This is a genomic window from Bacillus mexicanus (genome assembly GCF_050445615.1).
In the GTDB taxonomy this organism is placed as follows: domain Bacteria; phylum Bacillota; class Bacilli; order Bacillales; family Bacillaceae; genus Bacillus; species Bacillus mexicanus.
The window spans coordinates 92,708-113,019 of record NZ_JBCEYV010000001.1; the positions used below are offsets into that span (position 1 = coordinate 92,708).

20 protein-coding genes and 1 other annotated feature (1 of these 21 cut by a window edge) are annotated in these 20,312 nt (G+C 43.2%); of the genes, 15 read left to right on the forward strand and 5 right to left on the reverse strand.

The window, feature by feature from the left end:
* Nucleotides 1–45: a binding site (T-box leader), on the forward strand; it begins 193 nt to the left of the window's first position.
* Between the two features lie 50 nt (nt 46–95).
* Complete coding sequence (tyrS, locus tag AAGG74_RS00595; protein ID WP_429674231.1) at nt 96–1,364, forward strand: tyrosine--tRNA ligase; 1,269 nt, start codon at nt 96–98, stop codon at nt 1,362–1,364.
* Nucleotides 1,365–1,488: 124 nt separating this feature from the next.
* Nucleotides 1,489–1,617, forward strand: a complete 129-nt coding sequence (gene sr7p, locus AAGG74_RS00600; RefSeq protein WP_258894762.1) for a small protein SR7P — start codon at nt 1,489–1,491, stop codon at nt 1,615–1,617.
* A gap of 19 nt (nt 1,618–1,636) precedes the next feature.
* On the opposite strand, the gene rpsD is transcribed toward sr7p, so the two are convergent.
* Nucleotides 1,637–2,239, reverse strand: coding sequence for a 30S ribosomal protein S4 (gene rpsD, locus AAGG74_RS00605; RefSeq protein WP_429674233.1), 603 nt, complete (start codon nt 2,237–2,239; stop codon nt 1,637–1,639).
* Nucleotides 2,240–2,533: 294 nt separating this feature from the next.
* Between rpsD and AAGG74_RS00610 the strand changes: the two genes are divergently transcribed.
* On the forward strand, nt 2,534–4,267 hold the full coding sequence (locus AAGG74_RS00610) for a sensor domain-containing diguanylate cyclase (RefSeq protein WP_429674234.1): 1,734 nt from the start codon (nt 2,534–2,536) through the stop codon (nt 4,265–4,267).
* A gap of 35 nt (nt 4,268–4,302) precedes the next feature.
* Here AAGG74_RS00610 and AAGG74_RS00615 read toward each other — a convergent pair whose 3' ends face one another.
* Nucleotides 4,303–4,794, reverse strand: coding sequence for a GAF domain-containing protein (locus tag AAGG74_RS00615; protein ID WP_429674235.1), 492 nt, complete (start codon nt 4,792–4,794; stop codon nt 4,303–4,305).
* A 126-nt stretch (nt 4,795–4,920) separates the two neighbouring features.
* On the opposite strand from AAGG74_RS00615, the gene refZ reads away from it, so the two are divergent.
* A complete protein-coding gene (refZ, locus tag AAGG74_RS00620) occupies nt 4,921–5,544 on the forward strand; it encodes a forespore capture DNA-binding protein RefZ (RefSeq protein WP_162101120.1) in 624 nt (207 codons plus the stop codon).
* Here the strand turns inward: refZ and hisJ are convergent.
* Entirely contained in the window at nt 5,541–6,347 is an 807-nt protein-coding gene (gene hisJ / locus AAGG74_RS00625) for a histidinol-phosphatase HisJ (protein ID WP_429674236.1), read from the reverse strand. The genes refZ and hisJ overlap by 4 nt on opposite strands.
* A 196-nt stretch (nt 6,348–6,543) precedes the next feature.
* Here hisJ and ezrA point away from each other — a divergent pair, with 196 nt between their 5' ends.
* Nucleotides 6,544–8,247: a septation ring formation regulator EzrA gene (gene ezrA, locus AAGG74_RS00630; protein WP_429674237.1), complete on the forward strand. Its 1,704-nt coding sequence runs from the start codon at nt 6,544–6,546 to the stop codon at nt 8,245–8,247.
* Between the two features lie 101 nt (nt 8,248–8,348).
* Here the strand turns inward: ezrA and brnQ are convergent, their stop codons facing one another.
* Nucleotides 8,349–9,686: a branched-chain amino acid transport system II carrier protein gene (brnQ, locus tag AAGG74_RS00635; protein ID WP_429674238.1), complete on the reverse strand. Its 1,338-nt coding sequence runs from the start codon at nt 9,684–9,686 to the stop codon at nt 8,349–8,351.
* Nucleotides 9,687–9,887: 201 nt separating this feature from the next.
* Between brnQ and AAGG74_RS00640 the strand changes: the two genes are divergently transcribed.
* From AAGG74_RS00640 to AAGG74_RS00660, 5 genes are all read left to right on the forward strand, one after another.
* Nucleotides 9,888–11,033 carry a cysteine desulfurase family protein gene (locus AAGG74_RS00640; protein ID WP_429674239.1) on the forward strand — a complete coding sequence of 382 codons (1,146 nt, stop codon included), beginning with the start codon at nt 9,888–9,890 and terminating at the stop codon, nt 11,031–11,033.
* Nucleotides 11,034–11,036: 3 nt separating this feature from the next.
* Complete coding sequence (gene thiI / locus AAGG74_RS00645) at nt 11,037–12,242, forward strand: tRNA uracil 4-sulfurtransferase ThiI (RefSeq protein WP_429674240.1); 1,206 nt, start codon at nt 11,037–11,039, stop codon at nt 12,240–12,242.
* 92 nt (nt 12,243–12,334) lie between these two features.
* A complete protein-coding gene (locus AAGG74_RS00650) occupies nt 12,335–12,550 on the forward strand; it encodes an alpha/beta-type small acid-soluble spore protein (protein WP_010329658.1) in 216 nt (71 codons plus the stop codon).
* Nucleotides 12,551–12,728: 178 nt separating this feature from the next.
* Nucleotides 12,729–14,318 carry an acyl-CoA synthetase MbcS gene (gene mbcS, locus AAGG74_RS00655; protein WP_162101114.1) on the forward strand — a complete coding sequence of 530 codons (1,590 nt, stop codon included), beginning with the start codon at nt 12,729–12,731 and terminating at the stop codon, nt 14,316–14,318.
* Nucleotides 14,319–14,338: 20 nt separating this feature from the next.
* On the forward strand, nt 14,339–15,928 hold the full coding sequence (locus AAGG74_RS00660; RefSeq protein WP_429674241.1) for an amidohydrolase: 1,590 nt from the start codon (nt 14,339–14,341) through the stop codon (nt 15,926–15,928).
* 29 nt (nt 15,929–15,957) lie between these two features.
* Here AAGG74_RS00660 and AAGG74_RS00665 read toward each other — a convergent pair whose 3' ends face one another.
* On the reverse strand, nt 15,958–16,764 hold the full coding sequence (locus tag AAGG74_RS00665; protein ID WP_225493636.1) for an NAD kinase: 807 nt from the start codon (nt 16,762–16,764) through the stop codon (nt 15,958–15,960).
* A gap of 184 nt (nt 16,765–16,948) precedes the next feature.
* Here AAGG74_RS00665 and sppA point away from each other — a divergent pair, with 184 nt between their 5' ends.
* From sppA to tpx, 5 genes are all read left to right on the forward strand, one after another.
* Entirely contained in the window at nt 16,949–17,956 is a 1,008-nt protein-coding gene (gene sppA / locus AAGG74_RS00670) for a signal peptide peptidase SppA (RefSeq protein WP_429674242.1), read from the forward strand.
* A 12-nt stretch (nt 17,957–17,968) separates the two neighbouring features.
* Nucleotides 17,969–18,463, forward strand: coding sequence for an RDD family protein (locus AAGG74_RS00675; protein ID WP_429674243.1), 495 nt, complete (start codon nt 17,969–17,971; stop codon nt 18,461–18,463).
* A 74-nt stretch (nt 18,464–18,537) separates the two neighbouring features.
* On the forward strand, nt 18,538–19,218 hold the full coding sequence (locus AAGG74_RS00680) for a DUF2953 domain-containing protein (protein ID WP_429674245.1): 681 nt from the start codon (nt 18,538–18,540) through the stop codon (nt 19,216–19,218).
* A 13-nt stretch (nt 19,219–19,231) separates the two neighbouring features.
* The gene (ytfJ, locus tag AAGG74_RS00685) at nt 19,232–19,681 is read left to right on the forward strand and encodes a GerW family sporulation protein (RefSeq protein WP_225493638.1); all 450 of its coding nucleotides are present in this window, start codon (nt 19,232–19,234) and stop codon (nt 19,679–19,681) included.
* Between the two features lie 110 nt (nt 19,682–19,791).
* Nucleotides 19,792–20,295 carry a thiol peroxidase gene (tpx, locus tag AAGG74_RS00690; RefSeq protein ID WP_429674246.1) on the forward strand — a complete coding sequence of 168 codons (504 nt, stop codon included), beginning with the start codon at nt 19,792–19,794 and terminating at the stop codon, nt 20,293–20,295.
* Nucleotides 20,296–20,312: the final 17 nt, after the last annotated feature.

The window sequence follows — 20,312 nt, forward strand, 5'->3', positions numbered from 1 at the left end:
TCTCTTATTAGTAGGGTGGTACCGCGATAATCAATCGTCCCTTCGTGTAAACGAAGGGGCGTTTTTTATTTTAATCAAAAAAGGAGCTTTTTCTTATGACAAACTTACTTGAAGACTTATCCTTCCGCGGATTGATTCAGCAAATGACAGATGAAGAAGGATTAAATAAACAGCTGAATGAAGAGAAAATCCGCCTGTACTCAGGTTTTGATCCGACAGCAGACAGCTTGCATATCGGACACTTGCTGCCTATTTTAACACTTCGCCGTTTCCAGCTCGAGGGGCATCATCCAATTGCGCTTGTGGGCGGCGCAACGGGGCTTATCGGTGATCCGAGCGGGAAAAAGGCAGAGCGTACATTAAATACAGCTGACATCGTATCCGAGTGGTCCCAAAAAATCAAAAACCAGCTGTCCAGATTTCTGGATTTCGACGCAGCAGAAAACCCAGCTGTCATCGCGAACAACTATGATTGGATCGGCAAAATGAATGTAGTCGACTTCCTTCGTGATGTCGGCAAAAACTTCGGCATCAATTACATGCTGGCAAAAGACACAGTCAGCTCGAGAATTGAATCCGGCATTTCATACACGGAATTCAGCTACATGATTCTTCAATCTTATGATTTCTTAAATTTATATAGAGATAAAAACTGTAAATTGCAAATCGGCGGAAGCGATCAGTGGGGCAACATCACAGCGGGGCTTGAATTGATTAGAAAATCAGAAGAAGAGGGAGCGAAAGCGTTCGGTCTTACCATTCCGCTTGTCACAAAAGCAGATGGCACGAAATTCGGAAAAACGGAAGGCGGCGCGATCTGGCTTGATAAGGACAAAACATCGCCTTATGAATTCTATCAATTCTGGATCAACACAGATGACCGTGATGTTATCAAATACTTGAAATACTTCACATTCCTATCAAAAGAGGATATTGAAGCATATGCTGAGAAAACAGAAACGGCGCCTGAAAAGCGTGAAGCGCAAAAACGTCTGGCAGAAGAAGTGACAGCGCTCGTTCATGGAGATGAGGCGCTGAAGCAAGCTATCAATATTTCCCAAGCGTTGTTCAGCGGCAATATTAAAGAGCTTTCCGCCCAAGACGTAAAAGTCGGCTTTAAAGATGTTCCATCAATGGAAGCTGACAGCAGCCAAGAACTTTCACTAGTCGATGTGTTGGTGCAATCTAAATTATCTCCTTCTAAACGACAAGCGCGTGAAGACATTCAAAACGGGGCTGTTTACATTAACGGCGAACGTCAGACAGAAGTGAATTATATTTTATCTGCTGAAGACCGCATTGAGGACCAATTTACTGTTCTGCGCCGCGGAAAGAAAAAATACTTCCTTGTGACGTATCAATAAGAAAAAATCCTTTGCCGCTAAAGGCAAAGGATTTTTTTTGTTTAGCGCATATGAATAACAGGAAAAGAGTAAATTAGAAAGGGCAAACATGATCATCACCACCTTTTAGAAAGGAGCGCTGACCATGAATCTCATGTGCACAATTGCAAAAGAGAGGCTTCAGCGGGATTATTGGGACCAAAAGACGCGGGATAGTGTTGGCGAGCAAGAGGCAATAGACGAAACAGACGATAAAAAAACCCCCACCGCGTAGCGGCAGGGGGTTTTAACGATTAACGAGAGTAGAACTCAACGATAAGCGCTTCGTTAATTTCCGGAGCAAGTTCAGAACGCTCAGGAAGACGAGTGAAAGTACCTTCAAGCTTTTCAGCATCGAATGTAAGGTATTCAGGAACGAAGTTGTTTACTTCAACAGATTCTTTGATGATAGAAAGGTTTCTTGATTTTTCACGAACACCGATCGTTTGACCAGGTTTTACTTGGTAAGACGGGATGTCAACGCGGCTTCCGTCTACAAGAATGTGACCGTGGTTAACCAATTGGCGAGCTTGACGGCGAGTACGTGCTAAACCTAGCTTGTACACAACATTATCAAGACGAGCATCTAAAAGAATCATGAAGTTTTCACCGTGTTTACCAGCTAGTTTGCCAGCTTTGTCAAACAAAGTGCGGAATTGGCGTTCGTTTACACCGTACATGTGACGAAGCTTTTGCTTTTCTTGCAATTGCAAACCGTATTCTGATAATTTTTTGCGTTGTCCTGGACCGTGTGGACCTGGAGCGTAAGGGCGTTTTTCTAATTCTTTTCCTGTACCGCTAAGAGAGATTCCTAGACGGCGGGACAGTTTCCAAGATGGACCTGTATAGCGAGCCATAATGTGACTCCTCCTTTGGTTTTATTTTTGTGGAAAATAAAAACCGTCTGCTCTATTCGACCATGTACATTTTGTTTTCATGTATCCTCGCTCCAGCAGCAGAGAGTTACACGATACACCTTATAGATAAGGAACAAAATGAAAACATAGAAGCTGAACAAAAAGGCTGCAATATTTCACACAAAGGTCATTATATAATTTATTTGTTTTGAAGTCAACCATTCCTTCATTATCACTTCGCCGTTTATGATATAATAAACAAAAATCAGGGGTAAACTTTCAGGTGATAAAAATATGGTAAAACAAACAAAAGAACAATTATCCGCCTTTCATTCTCATATGCTCGATTTTTTATTAACGAAATCGGAAAAAGTTACATTCACCGACTCTTTCAAATGGCTTACCTCGGCTCTTCAGACCTGTTTTTCATCCCTTTGTGTTTCGCTTACACCGGCACCATCCGCCTCTGCTTCAAAACAGGCGGATGATCTAGCTTCATTTTCAGCTTCGAAAGTAAAAGCCTCGTGTTATTTGATTGAAGACACCGGCGGCAGGCGATTTCATCTGAAATGCAGGCAGGATATTGAGATGCCTGAAGGGCTTCCTGGCGTGATTTCCTCATTTCTAAACCAGTCCATAAAACAAGAAAAACTCTATAATCAAACGATCTATCAAAAAAAGATATACAAAATGACAGAGCTCTTCCATTCACTGCTGGATCAGACAGAAGTGCTGAAGCAGCTTTTAGAAAGCTTGACCCGCACGTTTTCTCTCTTTGAATTTTCCCTCTATATATCGCACGATCAAGATCAATGTTTAGGCGCTCCTGCAAAAGAGCTGTATATGGAAGGAGAAGGATCCGATTCCTTTGCCCTCAAAGTGTATTTATCCGGGGATATGTTGCGAAAAAATGAATCTGCGGCCTACATTCCGATCAAAGGGCAACAGGGAACATATGGGGTGCTGATGGCTGAGGGGACGGACGGCAGTTTTATTACCGACGACTGCCTTAATGAAATGTCACTGATAGCAAACGCGGCGGGAAAAGCGTTTGAAAATGCCCAGCTCTATGAACAATCCAAAGCAAGCATCACAAATTTGGAATTGATCAATGAAACGTCACGCCGCCTGAATCAGGGACTGACATTGACCGATACGATGAATGATCTGGCTGTAAGAATGGCAGAATCGTTTCAGGCCGAAGAAGTGGGTTTTTTTCATATAGACCATTTTGAAAAGTTAGCATTGCTCCCTGGCAGCACAGCGTTTTTTGAAGAAAAGCCATTTGATTTATATGATGAATGGAAAGAGAAGCTGTATGAAGAAAAAGGGATTTTCAACGGTAATGGCCAGTCTATTTTTGGAAAGGCCGGCTACGGCTCGCTGATGGCAGCTCCAATGATTGAGAATGACAGGCTTTTAGGCTTTGCTGTTTTATTGAAACAGGAATTGTACGCTTTTACATTTGAAATGTACAAGCTGTTTCAAGCGCTGATTCATCACGCAACATTGGCTGTAACCAACTCAATGCTTCGCGACCGCCTTGAGCATCTCGTCAAAACGGATCAGCTGACTGAACTGTATTCAAGGGCATATTTAGATGAAAAAATTCAATACAGCATGAAAGTCGACCAAAAGGGTGTCTTTATCCTGGTTGATATTGATAATTTTAAGAATGTAAATGATACATACGGTCATCAAACTGGAGACGAGATTTTAATTCAAGTCGCTTCGGTGATGAAAAGCAACATCCGAAAGCAAGATGTAGGCGCCCGCTGGGGAGGCGAAGAGCTGGCGATTTATTTGCCGAATGCGCCTGTTGCGATGGGAAAACGGATTACTGAGCAATTGATTGATGCGGTCAGAAATAGTACGAAACCCGAGGTAACGATTTCATGCGGGATCTCCTGCTGGACAGCAGAAACGAGAAAGTCTCTAAAGGAGCTTGTGCATGAGGCTGATGAAGCGCTGTACAGCGCGAAACGAAGCGGAAAAAACCGTTTGATGATTCATGAATCAATAAAATAAAAAGCCCAAAACAAAAATTGTTTTGGGCTTTTCGATTACTGTGCCAACGCTTTTTCAAGCGTTTCGGCAAATTGCGAAAGATATTTTTCATCCATTTCATCGAAACGGTTTTTCACTGGGCTGTCGATATCCAAGACGCCGACAACTTTTCCGCTTACATGAATCGGGAGCACAATTTCTGATTGAGACGCAGCATCGCAGGCGATATGTCCCGGAAACGCGTTTACATCTGCGACACGCTCTGTTTTTCCATTTGTATACGCTGTACCGCAGACGCCTCTGCCGAAAGGAATCCGTACACATGCCGGCAGACCTTGGAATGGCCCTAGCACAAGCTGTCCATCCTCTTCTTTGGCAAAATAGAAACCTGCCCAGTTTACTTCAGGCAGCGAGTGGTACAGAAGTGCTGAAGCATTTGCATAGTTTGCAATAGGATCTGTTTCGTCTTCGATGATGGCTTCGAGCTGTTTTAGCAGAAGCTGATAGTTTTTTTCTTTATCTTCAGATTGTTTTTCGACATGGAACATGGAAAACCCTCACTTTTTCTATAATATAAAACAGAGTTCCGGCTTTTCTGCCGGCATTTGTCGATAAGTTCTTACAGGAACAAAGGCCTTCTGCTTGAATAATATCAAGAGGAAGGAGTGAGCCGTATGAAGGTAAGCACTAAAGACAAAATTATTGAATCTGCTGTCATGCTCTTTAACCAAAAAGGATTCTCTGGTACATCTGTCCGTGAAATCGCAAAGTCAGCTGATGTAAATGTTGCGCACATCTCCTACTATTTTAAAGGCAAAGGAGGTTTGATGGAATACTTAGTTTCAGAGTTTTATGAAGGCTATTGCAAAACACTTGAAACAGCGGCAGGCACTATCTCTTCTCAAAGTACGCAGGAACAGCTTCTCCAATTGGTTTTCGATATTTTATCCTATCAGCATAACCATCGTCAATTAACTCGTTTTGTCTATCGGGAAGTTACGATTGACTCCACGCTAATCAGGGAAATCATGTCCACATACTTAATGAAGGAAAAGTATATCTTCCAGCTGGTCATTGAGGAAGGAGAAAAACGATGCGAACATTTAACGCTGCCGCTGCCCCATTTTCTTCTCCAATTAAAATCTCTCTTAATGATGCCATATCTCCAGCCTCAATATATCTCAGAAGTGCTCTACATGCAGCCGCACGAGCCATACTTTTATAAAATGTATTTTGAAGAAATCAAAGTTTGGATTAGAAGCGTCTTCCGGACAGGAGACATGGCACTGATCAATTAGAACCGCTCCAAAAACGTGTCATATGCGTACCCGATATCTCCCGCTTGATGGGCATCAGACCCAAACACAAGCGGGATTTTTTTTTGCTTCGCTTCATTCAGCATCCAATCCTCGATATAAATGACGCCAGCATGAGTTTTTCTTAAGCCGGAAGTATTGAAGTCAAGCTCCATTTCATTTTTTTCAATAGCATTCAGGCACTGTGAAACAAGTCCGCGAATATATTCAGACATGCTGTATGGAAACAGTTTGATGAATTTTTGGACGAGTGTGATATGACCGACTCTTTTTGGCTTAAAGCGGCCTAGAGGTGCTACAATGGAAGAAAAGACACTGCGGTAATATTGCTCATACACAGCTTCAATACTTCCGCAGGCTGAAATCAGCTCTTTAAAGGTATGCTCATCATAATCAAGGCACAGATAGGAAGAGCCTGCATGCAAAAAGTGAACGGATAGGATACTGTCATCTAAATAGGGCCCATATGTATCCAGAAATAATTTGATTTCATCTTCAAAGCCAGCAATATAATCGACCTCAAGGCCCGTCTGTATAGTAAGCTGTCCGCGATATTCTTTTTTTAATCCGGTTATTTCATTGATATAGCGCTCCAGAGAGGCTTGTGCCATTGCGCTGTCTTTCAGCGGGGTAGGATCAGTAAATGAGGGCGGCAATGGGGCGTGTTCGGTAAATGTAATTGTTTCAAAGCCTTTTTTTAGCGCCTCTTCAGCATATTGTCTGAGTGTGTCATCGGAGCCGTGAGGGCAAAATGGTGTGTGAATATGTCCGTCTCGCTTTTGCATTGGTGTCACCCCATGAAAAAATAGTCAAATCCTGCCGATTTCGTACAAAAAGTTTTGGATTTCTGGTCAAAAAATGTTGGTTACATGGTATCATAATAACAATGAAAACGACAGTTTTTCTCAATACATATCCTGAAATCTTTCTGAATAAATAAAACACCCTGACAGATTAAGGTTAACAGCAAGGGGGCTCATTATGGAGTTTGTCATTGGATTATTAATTGTATTGCTTGCGCTGTTTGCAGCAGGCTACTTTTTCAGGAAAAAAATTTACAGCGAAATTGACCGGCTGGAATCCTGGAAGATTGAAATTCTAAATCGGTCAATCGTGGAAGAAATGTCCAAAATCAAGCATTTAAAAATGACGGGGCAGACGGAAGAGTTCTTTGAAAAGTGGCGTGAAGAATGGGATGAGATTGTTACAGCCCACATGCCAAAGGTCGAAGAGCTCCTTTATGACGCCGAAGAAAACGCAGACAAATACCGTTTTAAAAAGGCTAATCAAGTGCTCGTTCATATCGACGACCTGCTGACAGCTGCGGAATCGAACATTGAAAAGATTCTTCGCGAAATCAGCGACCTCGTTACAAGTGAGGAAAAGAGCCGTGAAGAGATTGAACAGGTGAGAGAACGCTATTCAAAGTCGCGAAAAAACCTGCTCGCATACAGCCACCTTTACGGAGAGCTCTATGACAGCCTTGAAAAGGATCTTGACGACATTTGGAGCGGAATAAAACAGTTTGAGGAAGAAACAGAAAGCGGAAACTATATTGCCGCACGACAAGTGCTGCTTGAGCAGGACCGTAACCTTGATCGGCTTCAGTCATATATAGATGACGTACCGAAGCTGTTAGCTGACTGCAAACAGACGGTGCCCGGACAGATTGCGAAGCTCAAGGACGGCTATCGCGAAATGAAAGAGAAAGGGTATAGGCTTGAGCATATCCAGCTTGATAAGGAGCTGGAAAATCTGTCAAATCAGCTGAAACGGGCGGAACACGTCTTGTTGACTGAGCTGGATATTGATGAAGCCTCTGCAATTCTGCAGCTCATAGACGAAAACATTCAAGCTGTTTATCAGCAGCTGGAGGGTGAAGTCGAAGCTGGCCAATCTGTCCTAAGCAAAATGCCTGAATTGATTATTGCTTATGACAAGCTGAAAGAAGAGAAAGAACATACAAAGACAGAAACTGAGCTGGTGAAGGAAAGCTACAGATTGACAGCTGGCGAGCTCGGGAAACAGCAGGCTTTTGAAAAGCGTCTTGATGAAATTGGCAAGCTGCTTTCATCTGTTAAAGATAAGCTCGATGCAGAGCACGTCGCCTATTCGCTTTTAGTAGAAGAGGTTGCTTCAATAGAGACGCAGATTGAAGAAGTGAAAAAAGAGCATGCGGAATACCGTGAAAACCTGCAAGCATTGAGAAAAGAAGAGCTTCAGGCGAGAGAGACGCTCGGCAATTTGAAAAAAACAATTTCTGAGACAGCAAGATTGCTAAAGACAAGCAATATTCCAGGCGTTCCAAGCCATATTCAAGAGATGCTGGAAAACGCATATCATCATATTCAAGAAACAGTCAACCAACTAAACGAACTTCCATTAAATATGGAAGAAGCCGGAGCCCATTTGCAGCAAGCAGAAGAAATCGTCAACAGGGCGAGCCGGGAATCAGAGGAACTCGTCGAGCAGGTAATCCTCATTGAAAAAATCATTCAGTTTGGAAACCGGTTCAGAAGCCAGAATCATATTTTATCTGAACAGCTGAAAGAAGCGGAAAGACGTTTTTATGAATATGACTACAGTGAAGCATATGAAATTGCAGCGGCCGCGGTTGAAAAAGCCGCACCAGGTTCTGTTCGAAAAATAGAATCACAAAAGACAAAACAGCGGCAATATCAATAAAGTGCAGATAAAAAAAGGCCGGCATATCAATGCCCGGCCTTTTATCTGTATTCATAAAAAAGCCTTATTGGATGCATGTCCAATAAGGCTTTTCGTCTTTACTAGCTGATATTAGCAGGCTTTTTATTTGAACCGGTAGCAAGAGAAATCAGATAACCGGCGATGCCTCCAATGATTGCAGGGATGACCCAGCCAAACCCTAAGCTGTAAAATGGCAGCGATTCACTGAGAATCTTATTTAAAGAACCGATCGGAATGCTTGCAGCATTCAGGCCATCGATAATACTAAAAATACCAGTTGCAATCAAACAAAGGATATATACTTCACGTCTGCCTTTGAATAATTTTTCGATAAATGATAGCAAAATGATAACAATTGCTAATGGATAAATAGCTGATAAAATAGGAACTGAGAACAAAATGATATTTGACAGCCCAAAGTTAGAAATAATAAAGCTGAACACAGTGACAATCGTTACAACGGCTTTATAAGATAATGAAGGAATCAGTTTTGAGAAATAATTTCCGCATGAAGAGACAAGGCCAATGCTTGTAGTCAAGCATGCGAATAGGATAGCCACGCCTAAAATGATATTTCCCAAAGATCCGAACAGGTGCTGTGATGATGATGATAAAATTTTGCTTCCTGCCCCGAGAAGTCCGATAGAATCTGTGCTTGTAGCTCCTAAGTATGCGAGCGAAACGTAAACCAGGCCAAGTCCTACTGCTGCCACAAGTCCGGCTTTAATACATACGGAAGCAACTGATTTACGGCTGGTAATGCCTCTGTCCTTAACGGCATTCACAACAACAATTCCGAACACGATAGAAGCAAGTGCGTCCATTGTTTTATATCCTTCTAAAAATCCTTTAAACAATGATCCGGAAGCATATGTTTCAAGCGGTGACTGAACGCTTCCCATAGGCGTCACGATGCTTTTGATGACTAAGATTGCAATGACAGCAAGTAAAATAGGAGTTAATACCTTGCCGACTCTGTCAACTAGCTTTGTAGGATTTAAAGCCAAATAGTACGTAACAGCAAAGAAAAGAAACGTAAAAATAAGAAGTGTGAGCCATGCCGGCATGCCGCTAACAAAAGGTACAGCCGCAATTTCATAAGAAACAGTGCCTGTTCGCGGAATCGCAAACAACGGTCCGATTGTTAAATAAAGAACGATTGTAAATATGGTTCCAAAGACCGGATGTGCCTTATCAGCAAGGCCTTTAGCATCTGTACCTGTTAATGCAACAGCTACAACACCTAAAAGCGGCAGACCGACACCCGTCACAAGAAATCCTGTCATCGCTTTCCAAACATTTTCCCCGGCTGCCTGTCCAAGTTCCGGCGGAAATATCATATTTCCTGCGCCAAAGAACAACGCAAAAAGCATAAGCCCGATGGCGATCGTTTCCTTGGCTGATATTGATGATTTCATAACGTATAAGTCCTCCTAAATTTACTATGGTAGAATATTCTGTCAATTAATTGTCAGATAATATGACGAAAGTAACAAATTTAATTATATGTGAATGAATGAAGAAGTCAATAGTAATTTCATTTACTTTTTCAGCAATAATTTGTTATGGTAACATATAAAATTAGTTTTGTATCGCTTTCATGTTAAAGGAGTAAAAAGATGTTATATTTAGACAATAGTTCAACGACCAAACCTTATGATGACGTCTTGAATACATATAAACAAACAAGCCGGCGGTATTTTGGAAATCCTTCATCTTTGCACAGGTATGGAGCTGAAACGGAACAGCTGCTTCAGGCAGCTAAACAGCAGATAAAAAGAGCCATGGGCCTAAAGAATTATGATATTGTATTTACGTCAGGCGCTACAGAAGCTAATAATTTGGCTTTAAAAGGAGCGGCTTTGTCAAAAATAAAAGCAGGAAAACATATCATTGCCACTTCTATTGAACATCCGTCCGTTACGGAATCGTTAGAACAGCTGCAAGAGTTATTCGGGTTTGATGTTACTTATCTTTCGGTGAACGAAGATGGTTTTGTATCAATTGAAGAGCTAAAACAATCGATCCGTCCGGATACCGTGCTTGTCAGCATGATGCATGTGAACAATGAAGTTGGTTCCGTACAGCCGGTTGAAGAGGCGGGAGAAATGCTGAAAGAGCACCCGAACATTTTGTTTCATGTCGATTATGTGCAAGGCATCTATAAAGTGCCTCTGGCTATTGAAACGTCCGGCATTGACCTTTGTTCGATTTCCGGGCATAAAATTCACGGCTTGAAGGGGACGGGGGCGCTTATCGTAAAAGAAGGAACACGCCTTATTCCGCTAATAACGGGAGGCTCTCAGCAAAAAGGCATACGAGCAGGGACGGAACATACAGCGGGTGCGGTTTCGCTTGCCAAAGCCATTAATCTTGCCGCTGCTGATTTTGAAACACGGCTTGGCACGATGGCTGCTGCAAAGGAATTGTTTATGAAAAGGCTGAGTGAAACTGAAGGCGTTGTTGTCAACACGCCTCAAATGAATAGCGCGCCGCATATTATTAATTTCTCTGTCCCGGGAATCAAAGCAGAGGTGCTTTTACACATGCTCGAGGAACAGCATATATTCGTCTCAACGACATCAGCCTGCTCGGCAAAAGAAAATAAGCCCAGCAAAGTTCTCTTACAGATGGGCAAGGGAGAGCAAGTTGCCGGAAGCAGCATCAGAATCAGCTTACATTACAGCCAAACAAGCGAAGTGGCAGAACCTTTTATGGACGCACTCGTTCCTGGCATCAAAAAATTAAAGAAAATGATGAGGTAGAACATGAATTACGATCATATATTAATTCGTTTTGGGGAAATTTCGACTAAAGGCAAAAACAGAAAAAGCTTTATTGAGCGCTTAAAGCAAAACATCAGACTCGTTTTGAAAGACTATCCGAACTTAAAATACTTTTCCAATCGGGACCGGATGACGATTACATTAAATGGCCAAGATCCTGAGGCTCTTTTCCCTCATTTAAAGCAGGTGTTTGGCATTCAAAGCTTCAGCCTGGCGATTAAGTGTGACAGCCGTCTTGATGAGATAAAAGCTACTGCTCTAAAGGCGATAGAGGACCAGTATCAGTCTGGTGATACGTTTAAAGTAGAGACAAAAAGAGCATATAAACAATTTGAATTAGATACCAATCAAATGAATGCTGAAGTCGGCGGCCATATTTTGCGGCATACAGAAGGATTGACCGTCGATGTCCGCAACCCTGATATCCCGCTCAGAATCGAAATCAGGGAGGAAGCGACGTTTTTGACGATTCGCAATGAAAAAGGAGCAGGCGGCCTGCCAGTTGGTTCAGCAGGCAAAGCAATGCTGATGCTTTCCGGCGGTTTTGACAGCCCTGTCGCCGGTTTTTATGCGATGAAACGAGGAATATCAGTAGAAGCTGTTCATTTCTTCAGCCCGCCGTACACAAGCGAGCGCGCAAAGCAAAAGGTAATGGATCTGGCAAAATGCCTGGCCCATTTCGGCGGAAGCATGACGCTTCATATTGTACCGTTTACAAAAACGCAGGAGCTGATCCAAAAACAAATTCCCGAAAACTACACAATGACGGCAACCCGCCGCCTCATGCTCCAAATTGCAGACAGAATCAGAGAAAAGAGAAACGGGCTTGCTATCATTACGGGAGAAAGCCTCGGCCAGGTAGCGAGCCAAACGCTTGAAAGCATGTATGCAATTAATGCGGTGACGTCAACACCGATTTTGCGTCCGTTAATCGGCATGGATAAAACAGAAATCATTGAAAAATCAAGGGAAATCGGTACGTATGAGACGAGCATTCAGCCGTTTGAGGACTGCTGTACGATCTTTACGCCGCCTAGTCCGAAAACACGCCCTAAAAAAGAAAAAATCGAACACTATGAAAGCTTTGTTGATTTTGAGCCGTATATCCAAGAAGCAGTTGAAAACATTGAGACAGTGACACTGTATAGCGAACAAGAAGCAAACGATAAATTCATGGAACTCTTTTAAATCAGCTGCAGCTCCTGTATACAATTACCAAAGTTTTTCTGAATGAAGCCATGTGTTTTAACACATTCTATACTCACAAGGAGGTGAGACACATGGCACAAAACAGTCAAAACGGTAACAGCAGTAACCAACTTCTAGTACCAGGAGCTGCTCAAGCTATCGACCAAATGAAATTAGAAATCGCTTCTGAATTCGGTGTAAACCTTGGAGCAGACACAACTTCTCGCGCTAACGGTTCTGTTGGGGGAGAGATCACTAAACGTCTTGTATCTTTTGCTCAACAAAACATGGGCGGAGGACAATTCTAATTTACAATTTCACATAATGGCTTAGGAGTGGGGGATATCCCCACTCTTTTTCGTTTTTATATATAAAAAAGGACTAGCGGCCTATAAAATCTATGTTTACGCAGCTTATTTTTAGGCATATCCTTACGAAAAGGGCCTGAATTTATGTATAATGAGTGGAGAAAGTGAGGAGTTGTTCGTGTTAAAACGAGAAGATTTAATTGCACCTATGCAATACAACTTAGTGAATGAAATGGAAAAGTTCAGTGCTGCTGGACAAAAAACCGCTCTTCTATGGGAAGATGAGTCAGGTACACAAAAATCTTGGTCATATGAAAAGCTGATGGAAGAAACAAATAAAATCGGGGCGGCTTTGGCTGACCTTGGGTTTAAAAAGGGAGATAAGCTGATTGTAATGGTTCCGCGGGTGCTTGAAGCCTATGCTGTTTATTTGGCTATCCTGAAATCAGGAATGGTTGTCATCCCGTGTTCCGAAATGCTTCGTGCGAAAGATCTTGAATACCGGATTGAACATGCGGAAGTAAAAGGCGCTATCGTCTATTCTGCATTTATTGGCGCCTTCCGTGATGTCAGTACGGCTGACAAACTGATTAAGCTGTCTATTGGCGAAAACGATGCCGGCTGGAAAAATCTCTTATCGATTGAAGCAGACGGAAGCCAATTCCAAACAGCTGACACAACTAGAGAAGATATGGCTTTCTTATCTTACACATCTGGGACAACCGGTCAGCCTAAAGGTGTTGTACATACACACGGTTGGGCATTTGCTCATTTAAAAACATCTGCCGGCGCTTGGCTTGATATTTCTGAAAAGGATACCGTCTGGGCGACTGCTGCTCCTGGCTGGCAAAAGTGGGTGTGGAGCCCGTTTTTAGCGACACTCGGCAGCGGAGCGACAGGTTTTATATACTACGGCCGATTCAAAGCGGAAAAATATTTAGAACTGTTAAACCGCTACAAAATCAATGTTTTCTGCTGCACGCCGACAGAATACCGCTTAATGGCGAAGGTCGATGGCTTAGACCGCTATGATCTTTCTGCCTTGCATAGCGCTGTTTCCGCAGGTGAGCCGCTCAACCGCGAAGTCATTGATGTGTTCCAAAAGCACTTTGGCATTAAGGTGCGGGACGGATATGGCCAAACAGAAAGCACACTGTTAGTCGGTGTCTTAAAAGATACAGATATTAAACCAGGGAGCATGGGAAAACCGACACCGGGCAATCAGGTTGAGATCATTAACGAAGACGGCGAAATCTGTAAAACGGGTGAGGTTGGCGATATCGCAGTTCATTTGAGTACACCGGCGCTCTTTAAGGAATATTACAAAGATCCGGAAAGAATGAAAAAGCAAATTCGCGGCGATTATTTCCTCACAGGAGACAGAGCCAAAAAAGATGAAGACGGATACTTCTGGTTTGAAAGCCGTAATGACGATATTATCATCAGCTCCGGCTATACGATCGGGCCATTCGAAGTGGAGGATGCGCTTGTTAAGCACCCTGAAGTGAAAGAATGTGCGGTTGTTGCAAGCCCGGATGAAATCAGAGGCTCCATCGTTAAGGCATACGTTGTTCTGCAAGATTACGATAAACGCAGTGATGAGCTTGTCAAAACGCTGCAAAATCATGTGAAGACAATCACTGCTCCTTACAAATATCCAAGAGAGATTGAATTTGTAGAAAGCCTGCCGAAAACGGCTTCTGCAAAAATCAGACGAGTGGAATTACGACAACGCGAAGAACAGCTCAAAGCCAATAAAAAGGCATAACGAAAGAGAGTGAACGTGAAGTGAAGGCGATATGGCACGGCGGTTTCATTTATACGATGCTCGAAGAAGACGATCGGACAGAGGCAGTTTATGTTGAGGACGGTGTCATAAAGGGCACTGGCAGCTATGAATGTCTAAAGAAAAAGTACGGGTCTCCGGAAACGGAAGAAATCAATCTGGACGGAGCGGTCATGCTTCCGGGTTTTGTCGACAGCCATTTGCATTTGATCGGCCACGGTGAAAAACAGCTCCAGCTTGATCTGTCCGCGCTAACGTCGAAAGAAGCGATTTTACAGGCTGCCAAGGAAAGAGAAGCGCAGCTCTCTGAGGGCGATTGGCTCATTGGAGAGGGCTGGAATGAAAATCAATTTAAGACACCGGACTATTTGGTTAAGCATGATCTTGATCATTTATTTCCAGACAGGCCCGTCTTACTCAAACGAATATGCCGGCATGCGATAGCTGTCAATTCTGCAGCCCTTCAAGCAGCAGGAATTTCAAGAAACACGCCCGACCCTGAAGGGGGAGTCATTGTAAAAGATGCAAATGGTGAGCCGTCCGGACTTCTGTTTGATAAGGCGCAGGATTTAATTTTGAAAGCTGTCCCGCCAGTCTCTCAGCACTATGTTGATGAGGCGCTTACGGCTGCGATAAAGGATTGCTGGGCAAAAGGCCTGACGGGAGGGCATTCGGAAGACTTGTCCTATTACGGCGATGCTTCTGTGCCGATGAAAGCGTATGAGAAAGCTGCTGCAAGCGGGGCGTACCCGTTCCGCTGCCATTTGCTCGTTCATCATGAAGCAGTCGATCGATGGGAGCAGCTAGAGAAGCCAATCGGCCCGTATGTGGAGTTCGGTGCAATGAAAATCTTTGCAGATGGAGCGCTTGGCGGGAGAACCGCTTTATTGAAAGCACCCTATCAGGACGATCCGTCCACTAGCGGGGTTCAAGTTCATGATGATGAAACCCTTGCCCGGCTTGTTCAAAAAGCGAGAGAAAAAGGCATGGAGGTTGCGGTTCACGCAATCGGTGATCTCGCTTTTGAAAAAGTGCTGAATGCAGCTGAAAAACATCCGCCCGCAAACGGAAGGCATGACCGGCTGATTCATGCGCAAGTGCTGAACGACGAATTAATTGAAAGAGCAGCACGGATGCCGATCGCACTTGATCTTCAGCCTCATTTCGTCGCCAGTGATTTTCCGTGGGTCATTGACCGTCTTGGAGAAGACAGGATGAACACAGCTTTTGCTTGGAAAACGTTGATGTCTAAAGGCATTTTATGCGCGGGCGGTTCAGACGCCCCGATAGAGCCTGTTGACCCGCTTCTTGGCATCCAGTCGGCGGTGCTTAGGAAAAGCAGTCATGAGCAGAACGGGCCAAGCTATAATGAAAGCGAATGTTTATCTATATATGAAGCGATAAAGCTCTATACGGAAGGAAGCGCCCGGATCATTTATAAAGAGGAGTCACGCGGAAAGATTGCAGAAGGCTATGACGCGGATTTTACAGTTCTTAGTGATAATCCGTTTACAAATGATCCCGCCCAGCTTCATCTTTTGGACATAAAAAAAACCGTGATCAACGGCCAGATTGTGTATGAGAATTTATAAAAGGACAGGCAGCTGCCTGTCCTTTTTGCTTACGATAAAAAGGTACGCTTCACTTTCTCCCAGAATGAATTGTCCTTTAGTTTCACTGTTTTAATTTTTTTGTCAGACAGTTTGATTTCGATTGTTTTCACGTTTCTCGTGCTGAGAGCTTCATTGTCCAATCCGATGATTGGGTGATCATTTCCGTCTTGTATCACACGAAGGGTCAGTTTTCGGTCAGAGCTGAGGACAAATGGCGAGCCGAGTGTCCGGTAGGTATTATTGTTGAGTGAGGCAAGCTCAGATACCTGCATACATGGGAGTAGCGGATCAACAACCGCTCCTGCTACAGACTTATTATAAGCGGTGCTGCCTGTAGGGGTTGAGATGATCATTCCATCACCTCTAAACGTTTCAAAGTGTAGATCATCAATTAGCACATCCATGACAAAGGTTTTAATGATGCTTGAACGGATAGAGACCTCGTTTAAGCAGTGAAAAGGGCTGGCGTTATCCACTGCCACTTCAATCAGCGGATATTTTCTGACTTCTAATTGTTCAAACGTCATCGCATCGACCAATTTTTCCCGCTCATCACTATAAAAGTCGCAATATAAATGAGCTTTCCCCTTTTTGGTAATGCCGACATACAAGCAGTCGTCACGGAAATTCGTTTTTCTGACTGCCTGCAAAAATGAACCGTCCCCGCCAATGCTGGCAATAATATCGGCGTCTGACTGATGGTTCACAACCGTAAATCCGTGCTCTTCAGCCAATTGTATTAAAGAGCTGGCTTGTTCGTTTGTTTTTTGGTCTTGTTTGTGAAAAAAATAAACATTACGGCGCTGATCGGTCATATCCCATATCCCCTTTGCTGTCATATTTAAGTTTTTCTGTCATCCAGTATTGTGATAAAATACCTTTGGCCATAAGTGTACCATGTTTGCCGGCAGCCAGTTAAGCCGGAGCTTTCTCATCAAATGAAACATTTTTCATTTTCAATCGTATAATGAGAGAGTTTGGGAAAAAGGAGGAGAAAAAATGAATGCAAAAAGATGGATTGCATTAGTGATTGCATTGGGGATTTTCGGCGTGTCCATCATCGTCAGCATCTCAATGAGTTTCTTTGAAAGTGCCAAAGGCGCTCAAACAGATCTCACATCACTGACGGATGAAACGCAGGAAAAGACGCTGGAAAACGGCAGTCTCTCAAGTAAAATAGCTGTATTAGAGGTCAGTGGCACTATCCAGGATAATGGAGATTCAAGCAGTCTGCTCGGTTCAGACGGATATAACCACAGAACATTCTTAAAAAACCTTGAGCGCGCAAAAGAGGATAAAATGGTCAAAGGCATCGTTCTGAAGGTGAATTCTCCGGGCGGCGGAGTGTACGAAAGTGCTGAAATACATAAGAAACTAGAAGAAATCAAGAAAGAAACAAAAAAACCGATTTACGTGTCGATGGGATCGATGGCAGCATCTGGCGGCTATTACATCTCAACGGCGGCTGATAAGATTTTTGCGACACCGGAAACCTTGACTGGGTCACTCGGCGTTATTATGGAAAGCGTCAATTATTCAAAGCTTGCTGATAAGCTCGGCATTTCTTTTGAAATAATTAAGAGCGGAGCCCATAAGGATATTATGTCTCCTTCCCGTGAAATGACGAAAGAAGAAAAGGACATCATGCAATCCATGGTTGATAATTCGTATGAAGGTTTTGTTGATGTCATTTCCAAAGGCCGCGGCATGTCGAAAGCTGACGTGAAGAAAATTGCGGATGGACGCGTGTATGACGGACGGCAGGCGAAAAAACTGAAGCTTGTTGATGAGCTTGGTTTTTATGATGACACCATTTCAGCGATGAAAAAGGATCATAAGGATTTGAAAAATGCGACTGTCATTTCTTATGAGAAAAGCTTTGGATTAGGCTCACTGTTTTCCATGAGTGCTAACAAAATGTTTAAGAGTGAAATTGATTTTCTGAATATGAGAGAAATTCTTTCACAATCCGGCTCGCCGAGAATGATGTATCTCTATGCGAAGTAGGAGGGATCAATAATGGACACGACATATGAAGAGTTAGAGCGCGATGACATCAAAAGCCTGCAAGAAGCGGAACCGCTGACACTTGCCTATGCCGGCTTTTGGGTTCGTTTCTGGGCTTTCTTGCTGGATTGGCTCGTTGTATGGGGATTAAACCATTTACTTGTTTCTCCCCTCTTTACCGTATTGGATTTGCCGAAAACATCCGGCATGTTTACTTTCTCGGCCTACAGTGTGACTACGCTTGTTGTGTATCTTGCCTATTTTGCGCTGATGACAAAGTTCTTCAGGCAGACGCTTGGGAAAATGGTATTCGGCCTCAAGGTGGTTTCTGTGAAGCCGGATCGCAAGCTGACATGGGGCGCAGTCATTTTTCGTGAAGTAGTCGGACGGTATATTGATAAGTTTTGGATTTTATATATCGTCATTGCGTTTTCGCCCACAAAGCAGGGGATTCATGATTACATTGCAGATACGACAGTAGTGCATGAAAAATTGTACCGCAAATAACCGATAAACCCGGATTTCCTCCGGGTTTATTTTTTTTGGATTTGGCGATAATGCTCCTAGAGGAAGTGAAGAATATGGTATATGTGCTGACAGCCATTCTTATTCTCCTAGGGATCATACTGCTTTTTAGAATGAAGATCCATGTCGCGATGGAGTATCTTCATGCCGATGATAATGACAAATTGACGTTGAAGATCACAGCGTTGTTTGGCCTCATCCGGATAAAAAAAATAATCCCGGCGATTAAGTTCAACAAAGACGATGGAACGGTGGATATTAAACAAAAAACGGAATCCAAAATGAAAAAAAACAGCGAAAAGAAAAAAATTACGCAAGATGATGTACAGAAAAGCATTCATAAAATCCAAACGCTTCTGCATCAGGTCACCAAATTAAAAAAAATCAGCGCGTCTTTTTTGGCGCATTTACATATCACAAAACTCGAATGGGTTACAGTTGTCGGAATTCAGGATGCGGCAGTGACAGGTGTGTTAACAGGCGCTGTCTGGGGTGTGAAAGGCGGTATCGCTGCGATGCTGTATGACCATCTGGATTTTGTGAATACACCCGTTTATGAAGTGATTCCATCGTTTCAAGTTCCTGTTTCCAAGACCCATTTTCAGTGTATATTCTTTTTTCGCTTTGGACATGCTATGCTTGCAGCTTTCAAATTCGTCAAATACGGACGGGAGCTATCCGTATTAAAAAAGAATTCGTCATCCCGAATGACTTCAAAGAATGATTCATCAGTTTAAGGAGGAAGCGTATATGGCAGACCACCCCATCCAAGGTTTAATGAAAACCGCAATGGAAAACTTGAAGGAAATGATTGATGTAAATACTATCATCGGAGACCCGGTTGAAACGCCGGATGGAAGCGTGATTTTGACTGTTTCTAAAGTTGGATTTGGATTTGCCGCAGGGGGAAGCGAGTTTGGCGGAAAGCCGGCAGAAAAAAAATCGGAAGACGATGAGACGAGAGAACAGAAACTTCCTTTCGGAGGCGGAAGCGGTGGCGGTGTATCCATTACGCCGATCGCATTTTTAATTGTCGGAACGACCGGCGTCAGAATGCTCCATCTAGATGAAAATACCCATTTGATTGAAAAAATTTTAGATGCAGCCCCTCAAACCCTTGAACGTATTCAGCAAATGTTCAAGAAAAATAACAAGCACCAAGGTCAGGGTCAAAATCAAATGAACAATATGAATGAGTAAAGTAAGTTAACTGCGGAGGCCGCAGTTAACTTTTTTGGCATAAACTTTGCAGTTTGCAGGAAACTTTACTATGATAGATAGAGACATACATACAATAGGGAGGAATTATAATGGCTGAAATTACATTCAAAGGCGGTCCGGTTACACTCGTCGGACAAGAAGTGAAAGCAGGGGATCAAGCTCCTGATTTCACAGTGCTGACTAACAGCCTTGACGAAAAATCGTTAGCTGATATGAAAGGAAAGGTAACGATTATTTCTGTTATCCCTTCAATTGATACAGGCGTTTGTGACGCGCAAACACGCCGTTTTAACGAAGAAGCTGCAAAGCTTGGAGATGTCAACGTCTACACAATCAGTGCAGATCTTCCATTTGCACAAGCTCGCTGGTGCGGTGCTAACGGAATTGACAAAGTGGAAACATTGTCTGACCACAGAGATATGTCATTTGGCGAAGCGTTCGGTGTGTATATAAAAGAACTTCGTCTGCTTGCGCGTTCCGTATTTGTCCTTGATGAGAACGGAAAAGTCGTTTATGCAGAATATGTAAGTGAAGCGACAAACCACCCGAATTATGAAAAGCCAATTGAGGCTGCCAAAGCATTAGTAAAGTAAGCAGGGAAAAAAGCTCC